Here is a 19,365-nt window from a genome sequence, read left to right as displayed (position 1 = left end):
GCTGCCCCATACTGATGACGGTCCCTGTGGGTCGGAACACCAGCCACCTCGACCCGGGCTCGGAGTGCGTGGCGAATGCTGCACGCCGTACCGTCGGCCCGTGACCGCGACGAACACCGACCGCTGGATCCGGCTGGACGGCACCACGAACACCCGGGACCTCGGTGGGCTGCCCACCACCGACGGCGGACGCACGGTGCCCGGGCGGATCCTGCGCAGCGACAACCTGCAGACGCTCAGCGACGCCGACGTCGCCCGCCTGGTCGGGGAGATCGGGCTGCGCCAGGTGATCGACCTGCGCACCACCGCGGAGATCCTGCTGGAAGGACGGGGACCGCTACGGGGCCACCCGGACGTCACCCACCGGCACTTCACCCTGCTGCCCGAGCGCGGGCACCACACCGACGTGTTCGCGGTGGAGGAGGACGACCCGGGGATCGAGCTCCCGGCCGCCGGGTGGGCCGAGTCGCTGCTGCCCCGTCAGGTCGCGGCGCACGACGAGGAGGAACCGCCGGCCGTGCGCTCCTACCTGGGCTACCTCGGCCAGCGGGGGGACAACGTCGTCGCGGCGTTGCGGGCGATCACCGAAGCCCCGGACGGCGCCTCGCTCGTGCACTGCGCGGCGGGCAAGGACCGCACCGGCGTGGTGTGCGCCCTGGCCCTGGCCGTCGCCGGGGTGCCGCACGAGGAGATCGTCGCCGACTACGCGCTCACCGCCGAGATCATCGACGCCCTCGTCGCCAAGCTCGCCACGTCCCCGACCTACGCCCCCGACATGGAGACCCGGGACGTCGGCAGCCACACGCCGCGGGCCCAGACCATGGACCGGGTGCTGACGCTGCTCGACGAGCGCTTCGGCGGCCCCTCCGGCTGGCTGGAGGCGCACGGCTTCGGCGCGGACGAGCAGGCAGTGCTGCGCACCCGGCTGCGGGACTGACCCCGCACGGGCGGTCCGGGCCGCCCCGCGGCGCTGCTTCTCCCGGTATATCGCCTTCTCCCGGTATATCGCCGCGTCGGCCTCACGGATCAGCTGGTCGGCCCTGCGGCTCGTCCCCGCACCCGGGACCGCGATGCCCACGCCCGTGCCCACCCGAACCGGACGGGGTGATCCGGTCCGCGCTCATCCGCGCGCGGACGTGGGCCGCCCCTCGTGCTTGTGCCGGTACATCGCCGCGTCGGCTGCCCGCAGCAGTTCCTCGGCGGTGCCGCCGTCGGCACCGAGCACGCCCACTCCGACGCTCGTGCCGACCGGCACCTCGACGCCGTCGAGCCGGAACGGCTCGCGGAAGGAGTCGATGACCCGGGCAGCCAGGCCGTCGGCGTCCCCGGGCTCGCCCAGCCCGGGCAGGATGACCGCGAACTCGTCGCCGCTGAGCCGGCCCACGGTGTCCCCGGGGCGCACGGCAGCGCGCAGCCGGGCCGACACCTGGCGGAGGAGCTCGTCGCCCGCCGCGTGGCCGAGGGTGTCGTTGACCTGCTTGAACCGGTCCAGGTCGCAGAACAGCACGCCGAGATGGGCCCGGGGGCCGGCAGCCGCGATCGCCGCGGTGAGCCGGTCGAGGAACAGCACCCGGTTCGGCAACCCGGTCAGGGCGTCGTGGGTCGCCTGGTGGCGGACGGTCTGCAGCAGGCGCGCTTTCTGCAGCGCGGTGGACGCCTGGTCCGCCACGCCGCACAGCCGGACGAGCACGTCCCCGGCGAGGGACGGAGGAGCCTCGCCGGCCTGCCAGCCGACGGTCGCCACTCCGAGGAACGTCGTGCCGGCCAGCAGCGGAACGGCGACGACGTCGACGCTGCTGATGCCGCGCAGCACCGATCGCAGGAGGGGGCTGCTCGTGGTGTCGTCGATGATGAGCGGGGTCCGGTCGGTCAGCATGCCCACCAGCTCGGGGACGTCCTCCGGACGCAGCTCGGCCGCCTGCAGCAGCGCCGACTGCTCGTCGGACATGCCCACGGTCGACGACGCCCGCAGCACCCCGGCGCCCGGGTGCCACAGCAGCAGGCAGGCGCGGGTGCAGCCGACGACGCGCGGCAGCGCCGAGGTGACCAGCTCGGTGACCTCGGCGATGTCGGTCGCGAGCGCCAGCTCGTGCGCCAGGACCAGCAGCGCACCGGCCCGGTCGGCCTCCGTCCGCGCGTCCTCGAGGGCGATGATCAGATCGAGGGCGGCGGCGGCGTGCCCGGCGTAGGCGGCCAACATGGCGGCCTCGTCCCCCATGGCGGCGCCACCGGGCCGGTAGAGGGCGGCGAGCCGGCCGTGCGACCGGCGGGCGGAGGTCACGTCCACGACGACGGCGTCGGACCCGAGATCACCGCCGTCGAGCAGTACCGCGGCGAGTTCGGGCATCAGCTCGGGCGCCAGGCCGGCTCCGTGCACCAGCGGCGGGCCACCACCGGGAGCGTGGACGGCGAGCAGGTACGCCGGAGCGAGCACCGCCTCGGCGGCCCGGGCGACGATGCGCTCCAGGACCGTGTCGACGTCGTCGCTGGCCACCAGGTCGGTCGCGGCCGACTGCAGGATCTGCAGCTGACCGCGCAGCGCCTGCAGTTCGGGGTCGACCCGGGCGGAACCGCCACGGCGCCAGGGCAGCCGGGACCGCCGGTCCCACGTCAGGTGGTAGAGGCACGCGGGGTGCCCGTCCGACTGGCACGCCTCGTGCGTGATCCGGGCGGGCGGCAGCGAGAAGACCTGCGGGACCACGCTCAGCAGTCCCTGGGTGTAGTCGCAGTCCAGCCGGGAGTGCGCAAAGCCGTCGTGCAGCCGGTAACGGATGGTGGCTGTCGTGGCCGTCGCCTCGAGGATCTCCATGGTCGAGGTGGTGCTGAACTTCTGTACGGCGCGAGGCAGCTGGCCGAATACCTGGCGAGGTGCGCCCATCGCGCGCAGCAGGATGACCAGCGAGTGCGCCAGGCCGGACTGCAGGGCCGCCGCGCCGACCCGGTACATCGTGCGCGGGTCGGCGAGGACCTCGGTCGCGGCCGCGAACAGGTCGATCCGGGTGTCGTAGCTCCACCAGCGGGACTGGTCCTCGAGCTCAGCGGCGGACGCGGCCACGCCGGCCCGCCGCAGCACCTCGGCGACGGCGTCGTCACCTGCCTGGCTGCGGACGTAGCGGAGCAGACCCCCGGTGGTGGCGCCGGAGGTCTCGCGCCCGGCGGTGGGCTGGCTCATCGCCGGCCGCCGGTGCCGAGGATCCGCTGGGTGCGCACGTCCTCTGATCGGCACGGGGACCCGGCGGGTGGAGCGTGTCCCCCCGTTCGGGGGACGCCGCACCGACGGGTGGGTACCCGGCGTGTGCGCACGGCTACAGATTGCCATCGATGGAGGGCCGAGACAAGGCGCCCCTGGACGCACACGACCCCGGTCTCGATGGAGACCGGGGTCGAGATCTCGCGGGCCGCGGACGGCCCGGGGCTCAGCGGCCGAGGAACTGGGCGCCGTTGGCCATCGTCAGGAGCTCGTCACGCATGGCCGGGCTGCTGCTGCGCGACAGCGCCTTGTTCAGCGCCCGCCGCGTACGCGCCACCTGCCGACGGTTCCGCCAGCTGGTCGTCACGCTGTTCATGGTGCTGCCTCTTTCGTCGAAGTGATGCGCCTGCAGCCGTAGTAACGCAGGCACGAACCACTCTAATCCGACGAAACGTCGGTGAGCCTGAGGTGGAACCTACGGTTTCTCACCCTTTGCGGTGAGAGTGGTCACGAGCCGGCCCTGCAGACCTCTCCGGACCCGGGCGTTCCCGCCACGGACGACGGCGGCGCCCCGTGCCCCCCGGGGACAGGGGGCCCCCCACGGGGCGGGGGGGTCCCCCCCCCGCCCGCGGGGGGCCCCGGGCCCCGGGGGGTCCGGGGCGCCGCCGATCGTGACGTGCTGGAACGGCCTCGCCGCACGGCCCCGCCCCGAGCATGCGAAAAGGGGCGCGGGGCCCTCGCTCAGCTGGGCCGCTGGACGTCCCCGCGCCAGGCACCGGTCTCGGTACCCCGGCTCTCGATGAACTCCTTGAACTTCTTCGCGTCCGCCTTGATCTGCCGGTCGTCGAAGCCGAGCGCGGCGCCGGCCTTCTCGACCAGACCCGTGGGCTCCCAGTCGATCTGGATCATGACGCGGGTCTTGTCGTCGGCGAGGCGGTGGAACGTGACCACACCGGCGTGCTTGGCCTCGCCGCTGGTGCTGGTCCAGGCCACCCGCTCCTCGGGGTGCTGCTCGGTGATCTCGGCGTCGAACTCACGCTTCACGCCGTCGACGTTCGTGACCCAGTGGGTGTGGGTCTCGTCGATCTGCCTGATGCTCTCGACGCCGCCCATGAACTGGGGGAAGGACTCGAACTGCGTCCACTGGTCGTAGGCGACACGGATCGGGACGTCGACGTCGACGGACTCCTGCACGCTGGCCATGGGAACCTCCTCGCTCTCGGTGGTAACTGCATGTCGGCCTACCCCCGAGCACGCCGTCGGACACGCGTACGGGCGGCTCGATGCCCGGGGCGAGCGGGACCGGCAGGCGGCCCTCACGAGGGAACCGGTCAGCGCAGCGCCGCCGCGATGCTGCCGCGCACCGGGCGGCCGTCGAGCAGCAGCATCTGCGCCAGGTGGTAGGCGTCGGGCTGCCCCGACCAGGTGCCCGACGCGAGCTCGCCGGCGGCGGTCAGCTCGTGGTGCCAGCTGCCCGTCCCCGGGTCGGCGAACCGGGCCTCGCCGTGCGCCCGCCAGCGGGCGGCCAGCTCCCGGTAGCGCGGCTCGCCGGTGACCTCGGCCAGCACGGCCGCCGCCGCGACCGCCTCGCACAGCACCCAGTGCATGCGAGCGACCACCACGGGGCGGTCGTCCCAGCCGAGGGTGTACGGGAAGCCGTCGGCGCCGTCGGCCGCCCAGCCCCGGTCCGCCGCGGCGTCGAACAACGCGACGGCGTCCTCCAGCAGCCAGGACGGAGGCTCGGGCAGCACCGCCCGGAGGTGCAGGGCCAGCCGCGCCCACTCGAACTGGTGCCCCACCGTCACACCGTAGGGCCGGAACGGGTCGGCCGGCCGGTCCCGGTTGAGCTCCGGCACCGGCTCCCACGCCGCGGTGAAGTGCTCCGGGAGCCGCCAGTCGCGCTCCCGGGCCCAGCCGCGCACGACCCGCTCGACGCTGCGCAGCGCCTGGGAGCGCAGCCGCGCCGCCCGCGCCGGATCGGCGACCGCGTCGGCTGCGGCGAGTGTCGCCTCGACGCCGTGCATGTTGGCGTTGGCGCCGCGGTAGTCCGACAGCCTCGACCAGGCGGCGTCCCACTCCTCGACCGCGAGCCCGGCGTCGGAATCCCAGAACCGGTCCTGCCAGACGTCCAGGGCCTCGTCGAGCAGGGCGGGCCCGCCATCGACGCCCGCGGTGCTGGCTGTGGCACCGGCCAGGACGACGAAGGCGTGCACATAGGCGGCCTTGGTGTCGTCGGCCGTGCTCGACCGCCAGCCGCCGTGCTCGTCGTCGTGCAGCGGGCCGTCGCGCAGCGCCGTCACACCGTGACGGGCCAGTTCGTCCGCACCCGGTCGGCCCAGCAGCGTCGCGAGGCCGAAGACGTGGGTCATCCGGGCGACGATCCACGCCTCCTGCGGCCGGTCCGCCAGCACGGCGCCGTCGTCGCCGAGGTAGCCGAAGCCGTCGTCCAGCCGGGAACGCGTCGCGAAGGCCAGGAGGCCGTCCAGCTCGGTCACCGGGCCACGCTAGAGCGCGGACCGCCCAGCTCCCCGGCCGCCCGGCCGGGCGGCCCCCCGGAAGGTCGGGCGCGGGGCGGTCCGGCGTCAGTAGGCCAGTGCGCTGCCTGGATCGTGCAGCACCGCGCCGGCATCGGCCAGGAACCGGGACCCGAGCTCGCCGTCCACCACCCGGTGGTCGAACGACAGAGCCAGCTGGGTCACCTGCCGCACCCGGATCCGGCCCTTGTGCACCCACGGCATCTCCCGCACGGCCCCGAAGGCGAGGATCGCCGACTCCCCCGGATTCAGGATCGGCGTCCCCGTGTCCACGCCGAAGACCCCCACGTTGGTGATCGTGATCGTGCCGCCGGTCATGTCGGCCGGTGCGGTGCGCCCCGCCCGGGCGGTCTCGGTCAGCTCCCCGAGTGCCGCGGCCAGCTCCGGCAGGGCGAGCCGGCCCGCGTCCTTGATGTTCGGGACGATCAGGCCCCGCGGGGTCGCCGCGGCGATGCCCAGGTTGACCTGCCCGTGGACGACGATCTCCTGCGCCGCCTCGTCCCAGGAGCTGTTGACCATCGGGTACCGCTGCGCGGCGAGCAGCACCGCCTTCGCGACGAACAGCAGCGGGCTCACCTTGACACCGGCGAACTCCGGGCGGGCGGCCAGCCGGCCACGCAGCTTCATCATCCGCGTGACGTCGACGGTCAGGAACTCGGTGACGTGCGGGGCGGTGAAGGCGCTGGCCACCATGGCCGCTGCGGTGGCCTTGCGCACCCCCTTGACCGGGATCCGCTCCTCCCCAGCCGTGCCGCGGCCCGACGGGGCCGCGTCCGGGGTGGTAGGCCCGGCAACGGCGGCGTCCACGTCGGCCCGGGTGATGCAGCCGCCGGTGCCCGTCCCGGTGAGGGTGGTCAGGTCGACGCCGAGGTCCTTGGCGTACTTGCGCACCGGGGGCTTGGCCAGCGGGCGCGGCCCGCGGCGGCCGGGCGCGACGCCCCGGGCGGGTGCGGCGTCCTCGCGGAGCGCTGCGACCTCGGCCTGCCGGCCCACCTCCAGACCGCCGTGCCGGACCGGCTTGCTGCGCATGTCCGGTGCGGTGGCGAGCAGCGGCGGGCCGTCGTCGGTGGGCAGCGGCGGGCGGTCGGCGCCGCCGGAGCCGTAGTCGGCGCCCGGGAGGGCGGTCGCCCGGGCGGCGGCGGAGGTGCCCGACCGGCGCGGCCGACGCCGTGCCTCGGTGGTGCGGGGGCCGTAGCCGACCAGCACCGCTGTCCGCCCACCGGGCGCCGAGCCGCCGATCAGCCCGGCGGCGGGCTCGCCGTCGTCGGCCGGCTCGGCTTCGGGGGACGGCCCGCCACCGCCCGCTCCGCCGGTGTCGATGGTGATGATCGGGGTGCCGACGTCGACCATCGTGCCGGCCTCGAACAGCAGCTCGACGACGGTACCGGCCCACGGCGAAGGCAGCTCGACGGCGGCCTTGGCCGTCTCGACCTCGCAGAGCGGCTGGTTGACCGTGACGGTGTCGCCGACGGCGACCAGCCACTGGATGATCTCCCCCTCGGTGAGCCCCTCACCGACGTCGGGCAGCTTGAACGAACGGAGCGCGGACGTCCGGGTCATGGCTTTCAGAACCCCATCGATCGGTCGACGGCGTCCAGCACCCGGTCGAGGTCGGGGAGGTACTCCTCCTCGAGCTTCGACGGGGGGTACGGGGTGTCGTAGCCCCCGACCCGGAGCACCGGCGCCTCCAGCGAGTGGAAGCAGGTCTCGGTCACCCGGGCGGCGATCTCGGCGCCCAGGCCCAGCGTCACCGGCGCCTCGTGCACCACGACGCAGCGGCCGGTGCGGCGCACCGACTCGAAGACGGGTTCCAGGTCCAGCGGGGAGACCGTGCGCAGGTCGACGACCTCCAGCGACCGCCCCTCCTCGGCCGCGGCCTCCGCCGCCTGCAGCGCCGTCTTCACCATCGGCCCGTAGGCCAGCACCGTGACGTCGTCGCCACCGCGGACGACGCGGGAGGCGAACAGCGGGTCGGCTGTCGCGTCGAGATCGACCTCGGCCTTCTCCCAGTACCGGCGCTTGGGCTCGAGGAAGACGATCGGATCGGGGCAGGCGATCGCCTGCTGGATGCCCCAGTAGGCGTCGACCGGGTTGCTGACCGCCACGACCTTGAGCCCGGCGGTGTGCGCGAAGTACGCCTCGGGGCTCTCGCTGTGGTGCTCGACCGCGCCGATGCCGCCGCCGAAGGGGATGCGGATGACGACCGGCATCGGCAGCTTCCCCCGGGACCGGGCGTGCATCTTGGCGACCTGGGTGACGATCTGGTTGTAGGCCGGGAAGACGAAGCCGTCGAACTGGATCTCGCAGACCGGGCGGTAGCCCCGCATGGCCAGGCCGACCGCGGTGCCGAGGATGCCGGCCTCCGCCAGGGGGGTGTCGACGACGCGGGCCTCGCCGAAGTCCTTCTGCAGGCCGTCGGTGATCCGGAAGACCCCGCCCAGCTTGCCGATGTCCTCGCCCATGAGCAGGACCTTCGCGTCGTCCTCCATGGCCTTGCGCAGGCCGAGGTTGAGCGCCTTGCCGATGGTGAGCGTCTCGGTGGCCATCAGTGCTCACCCTCCTCGAACGACGCGTGGTACTGCACGAAGTCGGCACGCTGCTGTGCCAGCTGCGGGGTCTGCTCGGCGTAGACGAAGTCGAACATCGCCGCCGGCGCCGGGTCGGGCATCTCCAGCGTCCCGCTGCGGATGCGGGCGGCCAGCTCGTCGGCCTCGGCCTCGATCCCGGTGAAGAACGCGGTGTCGGCGACGCCGCCGCGCGACAGGTGCGCCTTCAGCCGGGCGATCGGGTCGCGCAGCTTCCACTCCTCGAGCTCGCTGGCCAACCGGTAGCGGGTCGGGTCGTCGGAGGTGGTGTGCGCCCCCATCCGGTAGGTGAACGCCTCGATGAACGTGGGGCCCTGGCCCTCGCGGGCGGCGGCGAGCGCTGCCTTGGTCACCGCGAGGACGGCGAGGACGTCGTTGCCGTCGACCCGGACGCCCGGGAAGCCGAAGCCGGCAGCCCGCTGGTACAGCGGCACCCGCGACTGGCGCTCCAGCGGGACGCTGATCGCGTACTGGTTGTTCTGGCAGAAGAAGACGACGGGGGCCGAGAAGCTCGCCGCCCAGATCATCGCCTCGTTGACCTCGCCCTGGCTGGTCGCGCCGTCGCCGAGGAACGCCAGCGCCGCGCTCTCCGCGCCGTCACGCTGGAGGCCCATGGCGTAACCGGTGGCGTGCAGGGTCTGCGCGCCGATGACCACGGTGTAGAGGTTGAAACCGGTGGCCACCGGGTCCCAGCCGCCGTTGTCCACGCCGCGGAAGAGGCTGATGACGTGCAGCGGGTCGACGCCGCGGGTCCAGGCGACGCCGTGCTCGCGGTAGGTGGGGAAGGCCATGTCCGACTCGGCCATGGCCCGGCCCGCGCCGATCTGCGCGGCCTCCTGGCCCAGCAGCGAGGCCCAGATGCCGAGCTCGCCCTGGCGCTGCAGCGCCGTGGCCTCGAGGTCCCACCGCCGGACCAGCGCGAGATCGCGGTACAGGCTGCGCAGCTCGTCGCCGGAGATGTCCAGTGAGTAGTCCGGGTGCTCGACCCGGTCACCCTCGGGCGTGAGCAGCTGGACCAGCTCCGTGCGCTGCGGCAGATGGGGCGCGGCGGCCCCCGGGACCGGGTCGACCATCTCCGTGGTCGAGGTCTTCGCTGTCACGGGTCGCTCCTCGCCGTCTGCCACCGCCGCCGGGGTCACCGGCGACGCGGTGGTGCTGGACGTTCCGGACCACCGGGTGTGGCGGCCCTCACACATCCTGGCACGCCGGGCCCGTCGGTGGCCAGCCCCTCTCCGCGACGATCTGCACAGCCGCTTCCCCTGCGGTTGCGCAGAACGCTGTCCCTCGGGGCGGTCGTCCTGCCAGACTGCGCAACGTGCCCGAGATCGACGCCACCGACGCGCGGCTGCTGCTGGCGCTCACCGAGGACCCCCGCGCGAGCGTGATGGCCTTGTCCCAGCGGCTGGGGCTGGCCCGCAACACGGTGCAGGCCCGGGTGAGCCGGCTGGAGAGCAACGGGGTGCTCGCCCCGCTGGACCAGCGGGTGCGCCCGGAGGCCCTGGGCTACCGGCTGGGCGCCTACATGTCGGTGCAGGTGGCCCAGCGGGGGCTGGCCGAGGTGAGCGACGCCCTGGAGCACGTGCCGGAGGTCCTGGAGGTGACCGGCCTGTCGGGCGCCACCGACCTGCTCGTGCACGTCGTCGCCACCGATGCCGACCACTTGTGGCGGATCACCGAGACCGTCCTCGCCATCCCGGGGGTGCAGCGGGTGGACACCGCGCTGGCGATGCGTCATTTCGTCGAGCGCCGGGTGGCACCGCTGCTCGAGCGGGCCGCCGGCACCGGGTCCGACGAGGTCTAGCCGGGACGCCGCGCCCGGGTGGATGCTGCTCCGCATGCTGCGGATCCGGGTCGCCCTGCTGCTCGGCTGCCTGCTCGCGGTCGCGGGCGTGGTCGCCGCCGCACCGGCGTCGGCCTGCAGCTGCACGGGCGGGACGACGGCGGAGTTCTTCGCCCGGGCCGACGCCGTGTTCACCGGTTCCCTGGGCTCGCGGAGCGTCGACCAGCCACCCGGCCCGATCGGCTCCAGCACCGATCCGGCGCTGCACGTCTTCGGTGTCGACACGGTGTTCAAGGGGACTGCGCACGAACGACAGGGGGTCGTGTCCCCGGAGTCCGGCGCCAGCTGCGGCCTGGAGCTGACCGGCGACGGGCCGTTCGCCGTGTTCGCCACGCGCGACGCCACCCTCGGCGAGACCCCGTTCACGGCCCTGGCCGAGGGCCAGTACGCCGCCTTCCTGTGCGGCGGCACCGCCGAGCTGACGCCGGCCCTGGAGGCCGAGCTCCGGGCGCTCGCCGCACCGGGGGAGGCTGCCCGGGAGGCGGCTCCCCGGACCGGCGCGGCCGGCACCGAGCTCGCGGACAGCGGGCCGGGCACGATCCAGCTGCTCGTCGCCGGCCTCGCGCTCGTCGGGGTGGCGCTGCTGCTCGGCCGCCGGTGGCGGCACCGGTCCCGCAGCGGGAGGACGCCGCGCGGAAAATCGTCCGCATGACGATCGTGCGACGGGCTCCCTGCCGCCGTCGACCGCCGCCCCCGCTCGGGTAGCCGGGGTCGCGGCCGTGCCGTCATCCTCCGAGGAGCCCCGTGCCCCCCACCGACCGTGACCTGCTGCAGGAACTCCTGTACGCCTACGGGCCGGGCGGGCAGGAGGAACCCGTCCGCGAGGTCTGCCACCGCGAGCTGGCGCCGCTGGTCGACGAGCTGTCAGATGGACCCGGCCGGGAGCCTGGTCGGGCTGATCCGCGGCAGCGGTGCCACACGTGCGCCGGTGGTACGGGTGATGGCCCACATGGACGAGCTGTCCATGATCGTCGAGCGGGTCGAGCCGGACGGCTCCCTGCACCTCTCGCAGCTCGGGGTGATGTGCCCGGCGAACTTCGGCCTCGGCCCGCTGACCGCCCTCGGCGACGCCGAGGCGCTGGCCCCGGTTCTCCTGCTCGGCTCGGAGCACACCACCCAGGAGACGCCACAGGTGTGGCAGACCAAGCCTGCTGGCGGCGGCCGCGCGATGCAGTGGAGCGACGTCTACGCCTCACCGGCCGTCCCCCGAGGAGCTCGCGGCTGCCGGCGTGCACGCCGGCAGCCGGGTGTGCGTGGACCGCAGCCGCCGGACCCTCGTCGACGTCGGCGACTTCGTCGGCAGCTACTTCCTCGACGACCGCTCGGCGCTCACGGCGCTGGTCGCCGCCGCCCGGCAGCTGCAGGGCGGCGGTCGACCACCGGCCGACGTGCACCTGGTCTGCACGACCGGTGAGGAGATGGGCGGGATCGGCGCGAGCTACGCCGGCCGGACGTTGCCCGGTGACGTCACCCTGGCCCTCGACGTCGGCCCAGCCGAGGCGGAGTACCAGGTGACCGTCGAGTCCGGGCCGGTGGTCGTCTACGCCGACGACTCCGTGGTCTACGACAAGGTGGTCGCCGACCACCTCCTGGCCCTCGGCCGGGAGCTGGACGTGGATCCGCAGTCGGCCGTCTTCGAGTCCTTCGCCTCCGACGGATCGCGGGCCAAGAGCAGCGGGCAGGCCGCCCGTGCCGGGCTGCTCACGCTGCCCCCGTTGAGCACGCACGGCTACGAGGTGCAGCACCGCGACGCGGTCGACCGGTGCGCCCGCTTGGTCGCCGGGTACCTGCGCCGCCCGGCGCCCGGGTCCTGACCAGCGGGTGTGCCGATCCCGACGACGGGTACGGACGCGTGCATGGAACGAACTCGATTCGGCGTGGCAGGCAAGGGCAAGCGGGGCATCAGCACGGTGGGCTGGGCGCTACGCGGAGCCGCCGCGGGAGCGGCGGGCAGTACCGCGCTCAACGCCGTCACGTATCTGGACATGGCGGTGCGCGGGCGGGGCAGCAGCTCCACGCCCGAGCAGACCGTGCAGGAGCTCGCCGAGAAGGCGCACGTGCAGATCCCCGGCGACGAGGAGACCCGCGAGAACCGGAAGCAGGGGCTGGGGCCGCTGATCGGTCTCGTCGCCGGTGTGGGCGTGGGGACCCTCGGCGGGCTGGCCCGCGCGTCGGGCTTCCTCTCGGCGAAGCCCGTCGGCATCGCGCTGACGACGGTCGGGGTGATGATCGCCAGCAACGGCCCGATGACGGCGCTGGGGGTCACCGATCCGCGCAAGTGGTCGGCATCGTCCTGGCTCAGCGACGTAGTGCCGCACCTGGCGTACGGCGTGGTCGTCAAGAACACGATCGACGCCTTCGACCGCCCCTGAGGGGCCGAGGGCGACGAGATCACCAGCCGCATTGCCAGCTCTTCACGGGTTCGGGGGAACCTCACACCGCCCGACTCTTTCCGACCGCACGACCGCACGAGCCATGCGAACTCGTGGCCATCAGCGCTGATGGCCACGAGTTCGCATGGCTCGCGGAGTCTCAGCGCCAGCCGCGCTCGTCCACCCCGCCCGGCACCGGGGCCGCGGGGTCGTAGGGCGTGCGGGTGAAGACGAACGTGCCCAGGTCCAGGTGATCGGGGGCGATCTGCAGCGTCTCGCCGGCGAAGTAGCCGTCCAGCCCTTTCCACGTGCCGTCGTCGCGACGGGCGAACCGGCTGGCCCGGCCGCCGCGACCGGGCATCGGGCCGAGGTGCAGCAGGCCGCCGGCCACCGAGCGCAGCAGGTACGGCGACGGCCCCCAGAACCACGCGCCCAGGCTCTCCAGCGGAACCGGCGACGGCGACGGGCTCCACGGCTCGACGATGCGCGGCTCGGCGCCCCGCAGGTCGGCCAGCAGGCCGAAGACCAGTGGGTCCAGGCCGCTGGTGGTGTTGGCCAGCGAGACCGCGCCGGCCTGCTCGTCCCGGTCGACGAAGACCCCGGCGAGGAACCCGGGCATGGAGCCGCCGTGGCCGACCAGCGTGCGGCCGTCGACCCGCAGCACCTGCAGCCCCAGGCCGTAGGCCGACCAGCCCGGCGCGGTGGAGTCCACGCCGGCGGGCACGATCATCTCCTCCAGCGTCGCCGGGTCGAGGACGTCGGCGGTGTCGCCGAGCAGGAAGGCGGCGAACCGGCCGAGGTCGGCCAGCGTCGCCCACAGCTGCCCGGCGGCGGCCATCACGCCGGCGTGGTGCTCCGGCTCGGGCAGGACGACGTCGGCCCACGGGTGCACCGCCCGGCCCTCGGCCGCGGGGGCCACCGGACGCGGGGTGGTGCGGTCCATCCCCAGCGGCGCGAGCACCTCGGCGCGGACCGCCTCGTCCCAGGAGCTGCCCCGCTGGCGGGCGACCAGCTCGCCGAGCAGGCCGAAGCCGAGGTTGGAGTAGTGGAACCGGCGGGCAGCCCCGAGGACGACGTCGGTCCCGCCGAGCCCGAGGTCGCCGAGCGATCCGCCCGGGGTCCGCTCCCACCAGCCGCCGGGGCTCTCCGCCGAGGCGCCGGCCAGGTGGGAGAGCAGCTGGCCGACCGTCCGGTCGCCGAACGGCGTGCCCGGGAGGTGGCGGTCCAGCGGGTCGTCCAGGTGCAGCCGCCCCTCGTCGCGCAGCCGCATGACCACGACCGCCGTCACCGTCTTGCTGATCGAGCCCAGCCGGTACTGGACGTCGGTGTGGGGCTCGGGCACCACACCGCGGCCGGCGGACCACACGAGCCCGCCCTCGCGCACCACACCGGCGACCAGGCTGGGGGCGCGGCCGTCGCGCTGGACACGCGCGGTCCGCGCGAGCAGGAGGCGAGCGGTCGAGGGCAGCACGGGCTCGGGCATGACGGCGACCGTAGCGACCCGCGCGGCTCGCGGGATCAGGCGGTCAGCGTCTTCCGTGCGGGGAGCTGACCGGTGCGGGTGGCGCGCCGCTCGAACCAGACGGTCGCCAGCGGCGGCACCGAGGCGGCCAGGGCCAGCAGCGTCGTACCGCGTGACCAGCCGAGCACCCGGGCGGCCACCAGGGTGACGAGCAGGTAGAGGACGAAGATGCCGCCGTGGATGGGGCCGAACACCTGGACACCGATCTCCGAGGCGTCGAGGACCCGCTTCACGAACATGCCGGCGAGCAGGCCGATCCAGGACAGCGCCTCGGCGACGGCGACGACGCGGAAGGCGGTGGCGGCGGTCTGGGGGTTCAACGGACGTCCTAAGGGTCGGCGGCGGTCTCCTCATCCTCGACGACCGGGCGGCGTCGAGGGTCCCCGGCCGGCGTGTGACCTCGGCTGCAGTGGCAGGGTCGGACGGGAGCGCGGACTGGCCCCGCGGGAGTTCTGCCTGGGCCTGCTCCAGCAGGTGGCCCGGCCGGCTCGCTGAGCGTCAGCCGGCGATGCGGTTGAACTTCGGCGTGGCACCCATGCCGTCGACGCTGGCGACCTTCACGACGTCGCCCGAGGTCGGGGCGTGCACCATCTGACCGTTGCCGAGGTAGATCCCGATGTGGCTGACCGGGCTGTAGAAGGCCACCAGGTCGCCGGGGCGGGCTTCGGCACGGGACACCGGGGCGCCCATCGAGGCCTGGTTGCGGCTGGCGCGCGGCACGCTGATCCCGGCGGCACGGAAGGCGTACTGCACCAGGCCCGAGCAGTCGAAGGACCCGGGGCCCGACGCCGCCCACACGTACGGCTTGCCGCGCTGGGCGAGCGCCGTGTCGACGGCGACCTGCACCGCTCCGCTGCTGGCCACCACCGGTGCCGTGGCCGCCGGGGCCTCCCGCTCGTCGCGGCTGGCGCGCTCCGGCTCGGCCGGGCGCTCGTCGGCGGAGGTCTCCGCGGGGTGGTGCGCGGCCAGGGCGGCCTGCCGCTCCTGGGCGCTGAGCCGGTCGAACTGCGCCCGGTAGTCGGCGATCTGCTTCTCCAGCTCGGCCTGCTGGGCCAGGGCGGAGTCGTAGGTGGCCTGCGCGGCCGCGGCGGCCTGCTGAGCGGCCGCCTGGGCCTGCGCGGCAGCGACGTTGGCCTGGGCCGCCTGCTGCAGGACGCCGCCCTGGTGGCCGGCGATCGTCTCCAGCATGGTCACCCGGTTGACGAACTCGTCGGCGGATCCACTGGTCAGCAGTGCCTGGAAGGTGCCGAGGCCCTCCCCGGTGAAGGCGCTGCGCGCGATGCCGCGGACGGACCGCTGTGCCTGGGCCAGGGCCGCCGTGGCCTTCTCCAGCTCGGCGGCGGCGCCCGCCGCGGCCGCCTGCTGCGCCGCGAGGGTGTCCTGGGCCTCGTTGAACCGCTCGGTGACGACCTCGAGCTCGTGGCCGCGCTCGGCGACCAGCCGGGCCGCCTCCGCGGAGGTCCCCGGCGAGCCCGGCGCCGCGGAAGCGGGCACCGTGGCGAGCAGGATGCCGACCGTGCCGGCGAGGGCCAGGCCGGCCCGCCGGACGGTGCGGCGGGCGGGGGTGCGCAGGGGGGTCGCCATGGTGCGGCGGCTCTCCGATCTCTTCCACGAGCCGGCCCGTCGCCCGCTGACCACCGCAGCCTGTGCGGGGGGACCGACTCGACGGCGCCCGCGGGTGTCACTCATTCGGTGACTGAAAGCCCCGGCGGGCACACTCACCGTAAGCGTCGTGACCCGGCCGTGACAATGCCCCGAAGGACATTCATGTCATTTCGGCTGCGCGCCTCGTCACGTCGCGCCCGACGCCGGCCTCCGCTCCGTCACCGTGCTGCCCACCCGACCAGCGCGAACTCATCGGCCATGCCGTCCGGCGGTTTCGCCGACGTACCGGCGGACACGTACGGAGGCATGGACGCCCACGAGCCCCTGGTGCGGCAGGACGCCGGCTGCCAGGAGACCGGTGACAGCGACGACGCCGAGTGACCGGGCCCAGGTGAGCCGGGCGCTGCCTCCCGGGGCCGGCGAGTGGCCCCGGGAGGACGCCGGGCGCGGACGCCGCCAGGGGCTCCGGTCAGCGCTCCGCGGCGTCGTCCCCGGCGTCCGTGACCGGCTCGTGGGCCGCGACCTGGCCCTGATCGCGGCCGGCCTCACCTTCTACGCCGGCATCGCCGTCGTGCCCCTGCTGGTCCTGTCCTTCGGGCTCACCGCCTGGCTCACCTCCGCCGAGCGGGTGCACCAGCTCGGCGTGCGGGTCGCCGAGCTGCTGCCGGAGCAGCTCGGCGCGCCCGACGCGGTGGCGCGGCTGGTGGACGCCGGGGCACGGCTGGACCTCGTGGGAGCGCTGCTGGCCCTGCTGCCCATGTCCCTCTACGGCGAAGGCCTCCGGCGGGCGCTGCTGCGCTTCGGCGCACGGCGTGAGGGCATGACCGGCTGGCGCGGAAGGCTCGCCGCCCTGCCGCTGCTCCTGCTCACCCCGGTGCTGCTGTACCCGCTGCTGCTGGCCGCGTCCCTCATGGCCGACCTCGCCGCCCGCGGCGGGCTCGCGGCCACGGCGGGTCAGGTCGCGCTGGGCTACTACTCGGTCCTCGCCGCGCTCACCGTGCCCCTAGCCTGGGGCTTCCGGGTCGTCGGCGGCAGCCGGGTGCGCTGGCCGGCCCTGACGGCGGGCGCGCTCTTCACCGCCGCCTGCCTCTCGGGCTTCCTGCAGGGGTTCGTGCTCTTCCTGGGCCTGCCCCTCGACCTCGGCGCACCCTTCGGCGGGCTCGACCTCGTCGGCGGGGTGGTGGCGCTGGGCCTGTGGCTGTTCGCCCTGCACGTCGTCGTGCTGTGCGGCTGGCTGGCCACCCAGTCCCTGGACCAGGAACTCGCCCGCCACTCAGCGCGGGGGCAGGCGGTCGGCCGGCCGCCGGTCGAGCCAGGCCTCGATCCCGGCTAGGCCGGGGGACGCCGGCGGCGGGGCGGGGCCGCCCGCGGCGGGTCCGGTCGGCGGTGGGGCCGGCGGCGGTGGGGCGCCCGGTGGTGGGGCCGGCGGCGGTGGGAGGTCCGGCGGCGGCACGACCGGGGGTGGCGGCGGCGGTACGTACCGGGAGCCGTTGCTGACCAGCACGGAGACGACCTGGCCACGGACGGCGCGACCCCCCACCGGCGGGCCCGTGCCCACCAGCTCCCCCGCCGGCAGGGCGCTGTCCACCCGGACGACCCAGTCGACGAAACCGGCCCGGCCGAGCACGTCCTGGCACTCGTCCGGCTCCGCGCAGCGCGGCACCCGGATCGTGTTGCCCCGCACCACGGCCGGATCGGCGGGCGGGAAGTCGCTGCTCCCCCGCACGGTCAGGATCGGCGCCATGGCGTCGTGCCAGATCGTCGCGCCCTTGCCGCCGCCGAAGCCGCCGACGTCCTCGGCCTCCTTGGGGTTGAACACCATCACGCTCGCGGCGATCTCCGGGGTGTAGCCGACGAACGCCACCGAGACGTTCTCCTGCGTCGTCCCGGTCTTGCCGGCGATCTGGTGCCCGGGCACGTACGCCCGCCGGCCGGTCTGCCCGGCGTACCCGGGCTCGACGTCCTTGCGCAGCATCTGGTTGAGCGTGTTGGCCACCCCGGCCGGGATCGCCTCGGGCGTGCACACGTCGCCGTCCACGAGCGGCGCGCCGTCGTCGCCGACGACCGGCTCGCCGTGCCGGTCGAGCAACCCGGTCACCGGGACGACGTCGCACCGGGTGCCGCCGGCGGCCAGCGTCGAGTAGGCGCTGGCCAGCCCCAGCGGGCTGGTGGCGTCGGGACCGAACGTGAACGAGCCGTTGTTCTCCTGGACGGTCCGCTCGGCCAACCCTTGCGGCCCGTGCGCGTACAGCCCCATGCGCTCGGCCATGCGCACCGGTTCAGCCACGCTGCCCAGGGCGTCCTCGAGCGCGAGGAAGTAGGTGTTGGAGGACTGGTAGAGCGCCGTCGTCAGATCGAGGGTGTCGCGGTAGCTGCCGGCGTTGCGCACCGGGTACGGCCCGCCGTCCTTCTCGTAGACGCGCGAGTAGTACGGGCTGGGCGCGGTGAGCGTGTACTCGGTCGAGTAGCCCCGGGCCAGCGCGGCCGCGGCCACGAACACCTTGTACGTGGACCCGGCCCCCCGGCTCGGCGCGGCGTTGAGGTTGACCGACTCCTGCCTCCGGTCGCTCTCGTCGTGGCCGAAGATCCGGTTGACGCTCATGGCCAGCAGATGTCCGGTCCCCGGCTCCACCGCGGTGAACGTCGCCGCCAGTGAGCTTTCCAGCGGCTCGGTGGCGACCACCGCGGCGTCCCCGGCGCGCTGCAGCTCCGGGTCCAGCGTCGTCTGGATGACGTAGCCGCCGACGTCCAGCTCCTCCTGCGTGAGGCCGAGATCCCGGATGAGGTACCGCTGCACGAAGTCGCAGACGTAGGCCCCCACGGTCGCCTCCGCGCACCCACGGGGCGGTGCCGGGGCGGGCGACAGCCCGAGAGGGGCGGCCGAGCCCTCGGCCTGCTGCTCCGGGGTGATGTAGCCCTGGTCGGCCATCCGGGCCAGCACCTGGTTGCGGCGCACCGTGGCGCCTTCGGGGTCGCTGAACGGGTCGTGGTCCAGGGGGTTCTGCACCAGGCCGGCGAGGAGAGCGGCCTGCGGCAGGGTCAGTGCGGCGGCGTCCACGCCGAAGAAGGCCTGCGCGGCCGGCTGGACGCCGTAGGCGTTCCGCCCGAAGTACACGATGTTCAGGTAGCGGGTGAGCAGCTCTTCCTTGGTGTAGGTGTCCTCGAACGCCAGCGCCAGCCGCGCCTCCCGCAGCTTGCGGCCGAACGTCTTCTCGGTGGCCGCATCGCGCTCCGCCTCGGTCCGGGCGGCCTGCAGCAGCGTCTGCTTGACCAGCTGCTGGGTCAGGGTGGACCCACCCTCCTCGACCTCACCGGCGGCGATGTTCGTCAGGAGTGCCCGCACGGTTCCCTGCGCATCCAGGCCGCCGTGCTCGTAGAACCGGGCGTCCTCGACCGCAATCAGCGCCTGGCGCATCACCTCGGCGATCTGGTGGGACCCGACCGGGGCACGGTTCTCCCGGTAGAAGGAGGTGATGACCTCCCCGTCGGCCGCGAGCATGACCGTGTTGCGGGGCGGCACGTCGACGGAGAACTCGCGCGGCGGATCACCGAGCAGGGCCGAGGACTGCCGGGCGGCCAGGGCCGGGCCACCCACCCAGGGCAGCAGCAACCCGGCCAGCACCGCGCCGGCCAGCACGATCGCACCGGCGAGCCTGAGCAGCGTTCGGCCCGTGCCCGTGCGCGACTCCATGACCCTCCTACCGCTCCGAGCGGCCA

The 19,365-nt window shown here is 74.3% G+C and carries 18 protein-coding genes and 1 pseudogene; 8 read left to right on the top strand and 11 right to left on the bottom strand.

Going from position 1 to position 19,365, the window contains the following annotated elements; translation table 11 throughout:
- Positions 1 to 100: 100 nt before the first annotated feature.
- Positions 101 to 937 (top strand): tyrosine-protein phosphatase, encoded by an 837-nt coding sequence (locus QOZ86_RS03085; protein WP_284490484.1) that lies wholly within the window; start codon positions 101 to 103, stop codon positions 935 to 937.
- A 183-nt stretch (positions 938 to 1,120) separates the two neighbouring features.
- Here the strand turns inward: QOZ86_RS03085 and QOZ86_RS03080 are convergent, their stop codons facing one another.
- From QOZ86_RS03080 to pdhA, 7 genes are all read right to left on the bottom strand, one after another.
- The gene (locus tag QOZ86_RS03080) at positions 1,121 to 3,172 is read right to left on the bottom strand and encodes a sensor domain-containing diguanylate cyclase (RefSeq protein ID WP_284490483.1); all 2,052 of its coding nucleotides are present in this window, start codon (positions 3,170 to 3,172) and stop codon (positions 1,121 to 1,123) included.
- Positions 3,173 to 3,416: 244 nt separating this feature from the next.
- Positions 3,417 to 3,557, bottom strand: coding sequence for a hypothetical protein (locus QOZ86_RS03075; protein ID WP_284490482.1), 141 nt, complete (start codon positions 3,555 to 3,557; stop codon positions 3,417 to 3,419).
- 374 nt (positions 3,558 to 3,931) lie between these two features.
- Positions 3,932 to 4,393, bottom strand: coding sequence for an SRPBCC family protein (locus tag QOZ86_RS03070; RefSeq protein WP_284490481.1), 462 nt, complete (start codon positions 4,391 to 4,393; stop codon positions 3,932 to 3,934).
- Between the two features lie 128 nt (positions 4,394 to 4,521).
- Positions 4,522 to 5,685, bottom strand: coding sequence for an AGE family epimerase/isomerase (locus QOZ86_RS03065; RefSeq protein ID WP_284490480.1), 1,164 nt, complete (start codon positions 5,683 to 5,685; stop codon positions 4,522 to 4,524).
- A gap of 87 nt (positions 5,686 to 5,772) precedes the next feature.
- The gene (locus QOZ86_RS03060) at positions 5,773 to 7,284 is read right to left on the bottom strand and encodes a dihydrolipoamide acetyltransferase family protein (protein ID WP_284490479.1); all 1,512 of its coding nucleotides are present in this window, start codon (positions 7,282 to 7,284) and stop codon (positions 5,773 to 5,775) included.
- A gap of 5 nt (positions 7,285 to 7,289) precedes the next feature.
- Positions 7,290 to 8,270, bottom strand: coding sequence for an alpha-ketoacid dehydrogenase subunit beta (locus QOZ86_RS03055; RefSeq protein ID WP_284490478.1), 981 nt, complete (start codon positions 8,268 to 8,270; stop codon positions 7,290 to 7,292).
- Positions 8,270 to 9,409, bottom strand: a complete 1,140-nt coding sequence (gene pdhA / locus QOZ86_RS03050) for a pyruvate dehydrogenase (acetyl-transferring) E1 component subunit alpha (RefSeq protein ID WP_284490477.1) — start codon at positions 9,407 to 9,409, stop codon at positions 8,270 to 8,272. The genes QOZ86_RS03055 and pdhA overlap by 1 nt, the downstream gene beginning before the upstream one ends.
- Before the next feature lie 215 nt (positions 9,410 to 9,624).
- Here pdhA and QOZ86_RS03045 point away from each other — a divergent pair, with 215 nt between their 5' ends.
- The 5 genes and pseudogenes from QOZ86_RS03045 (at position 9,625) to QOZ86_RS03030 (ending at position 12,521) form a co-directional block, all read left to right on the top strand.
- The gene (locus QOZ86_RS03045) at positions 9,625 to 10,110 is read left to right on the top strand and encodes an Lrp/AsnC family transcriptional regulator (protein WP_284490476.1); all 486 of its coding nucleotides are present in this window, start codon (positions 9,625 to 9,627) and stop codon (positions 10,108 to 10,110) included.
- A gap of 34 nt (positions 10,111 to 10,144) precedes the next feature.
- Entirely contained in the window at positions 10,145 to 10,801 is a 657-nt protein-coding gene (locus QOZ86_RS03040; RefSeq protein WP_284490475.1) for a hypothetical protein, read from the top strand.
- 216 nt (positions 10,802 to 11,017) lie between these two features.
- Positions 11,018 to 11,257 (top strand): annotated as a pseudogene (locus tag QOZ86_RS21125) (hypothetical protein); the annotation flags it as partial.
- Between the two features lie 40 nt (positions 11,258 to 11,297).
- The gene (locus tag QOZ86_RS03035; protein ID WP_348637944.1) at positions 11,298 to 11,963 is read left to right on the top strand and encodes a hypothetical protein; all 666 of its coding nucleotides are present in this window, start codon (positions 11,298 to 11,300) and stop codon (positions 11,961 to 11,963) included.
- 42 nt (positions 11,964 to 12,005) lie between these two features.
- Positions 12,006 to 12,521, top strand: a complete 516-nt coding sequence (locus QOZ86_RS03030; protein WP_284490474.1) for a hypothetical protein — start codon at positions 12,006 to 12,008, stop codon at positions 12,519 to 12,521.
- Between the two features lie 160 nt (positions 12,522 to 12,681).
- Here the strand turns inward: QOZ86_RS03030 and QOZ86_RS03025 are convergent, their stop codons facing one another.
- The 3 genes from QOZ86_RS03025 to QOZ86_RS03015 all read right to left on the bottom strand — a co-directional run bounded on the left by QOZ86_RS03025 (position 12,682) and on the right by QOZ86_RS03015 (position 15,627).
- Complete coding sequence (locus QOZ86_RS03025; protein ID WP_284490473.1) at positions 12,682 to 14,004, bottom strand: serine hydrolase domain-containing protein; 1,323 nt, start codon at positions 14,002 to 14,004, stop codon at positions 12,682 to 12,684.
- A 35-nt stretch (positions 14,005 to 14,039) separates the two neighbouring features.
- On the bottom strand, positions 14,040 to 14,363 hold the full coding sequence (locus QOZ86_RS03020; protein WP_284490472.1) for a DUF3817 domain-containing protein: 324 nt from the start codon (positions 14,361 to 14,363) through the stop codon (positions 14,040 to 14,042).
- A gap of 178 nt (positions 14,364 to 14,541) precedes the next feature.
- The gene (locus QOZ86_RS03015; RefSeq protein WP_284490471.1) at positions 14,542 to 15,627 is read right to left on the bottom strand and encodes a C40 family peptidase; all 1,086 of its coding nucleotides are present in this window, start codon (positions 15,625 to 15,627) and stop codon (positions 14,542 to 14,544) included.
- A 279-nt stretch (positions 15,628 to 15,906) separates the two neighbouring features.
- On the opposite strand from QOZ86_RS03015, the gene QOZ86_RS03010 reads away from it, so the two are divergent.
- A complete protein-coding gene (locus tag QOZ86_RS03010) occupies positions 15,907 to 16,029 on the top strand; it encodes a hypothetical protein (RefSeq protein WP_284490470.1) in 123 nt (40 codons plus the stop codon).
- Entirely contained in the window at positions 16,007 to 16,981 is a 975-nt protein-coding gene (locus tag QOZ86_RS03005; protein WP_284490469.1) for a YihY/virulence factor BrkB family protein, read from the top strand. Before QOZ86_RS03010 ends, QOZ86_RS03005 begins: the two co-directional genes overlap by 23 nt.
- Here QOZ86_RS03005 and QOZ86_RS03000 read toward each other — a convergent pair.
- Positions 16,922 to 19,339: a transglycosylase domain-containing protein gene (locus QOZ86_RS03000; protein WP_284490468.1), complete on the bottom strand. Its 2,418-nt coding sequence runs from the start codon at positions 19,337 to 19,339 to the stop codon at positions 16,922 to 16,924. The genes QOZ86_RS03005 and QOZ86_RS03000 overlap by 60 nt on opposite strands.
- Positions 19,340 to 19,365: the final 26 nt, after the last annotated feature.

The organism is Blastococcus capsensis (genome assembly GCF_030165005.1).
Taxonomy (GTDB): domain Bacteria; phylum Actinomycetota; class Actinomycetes; order Mycobacteriales; family Geodermatophilaceae; genus Blastococcus; species Blastococcus capsensis.
This window is presented reverse-complemented; position numbering and strand designations above follow the sequence as displayed.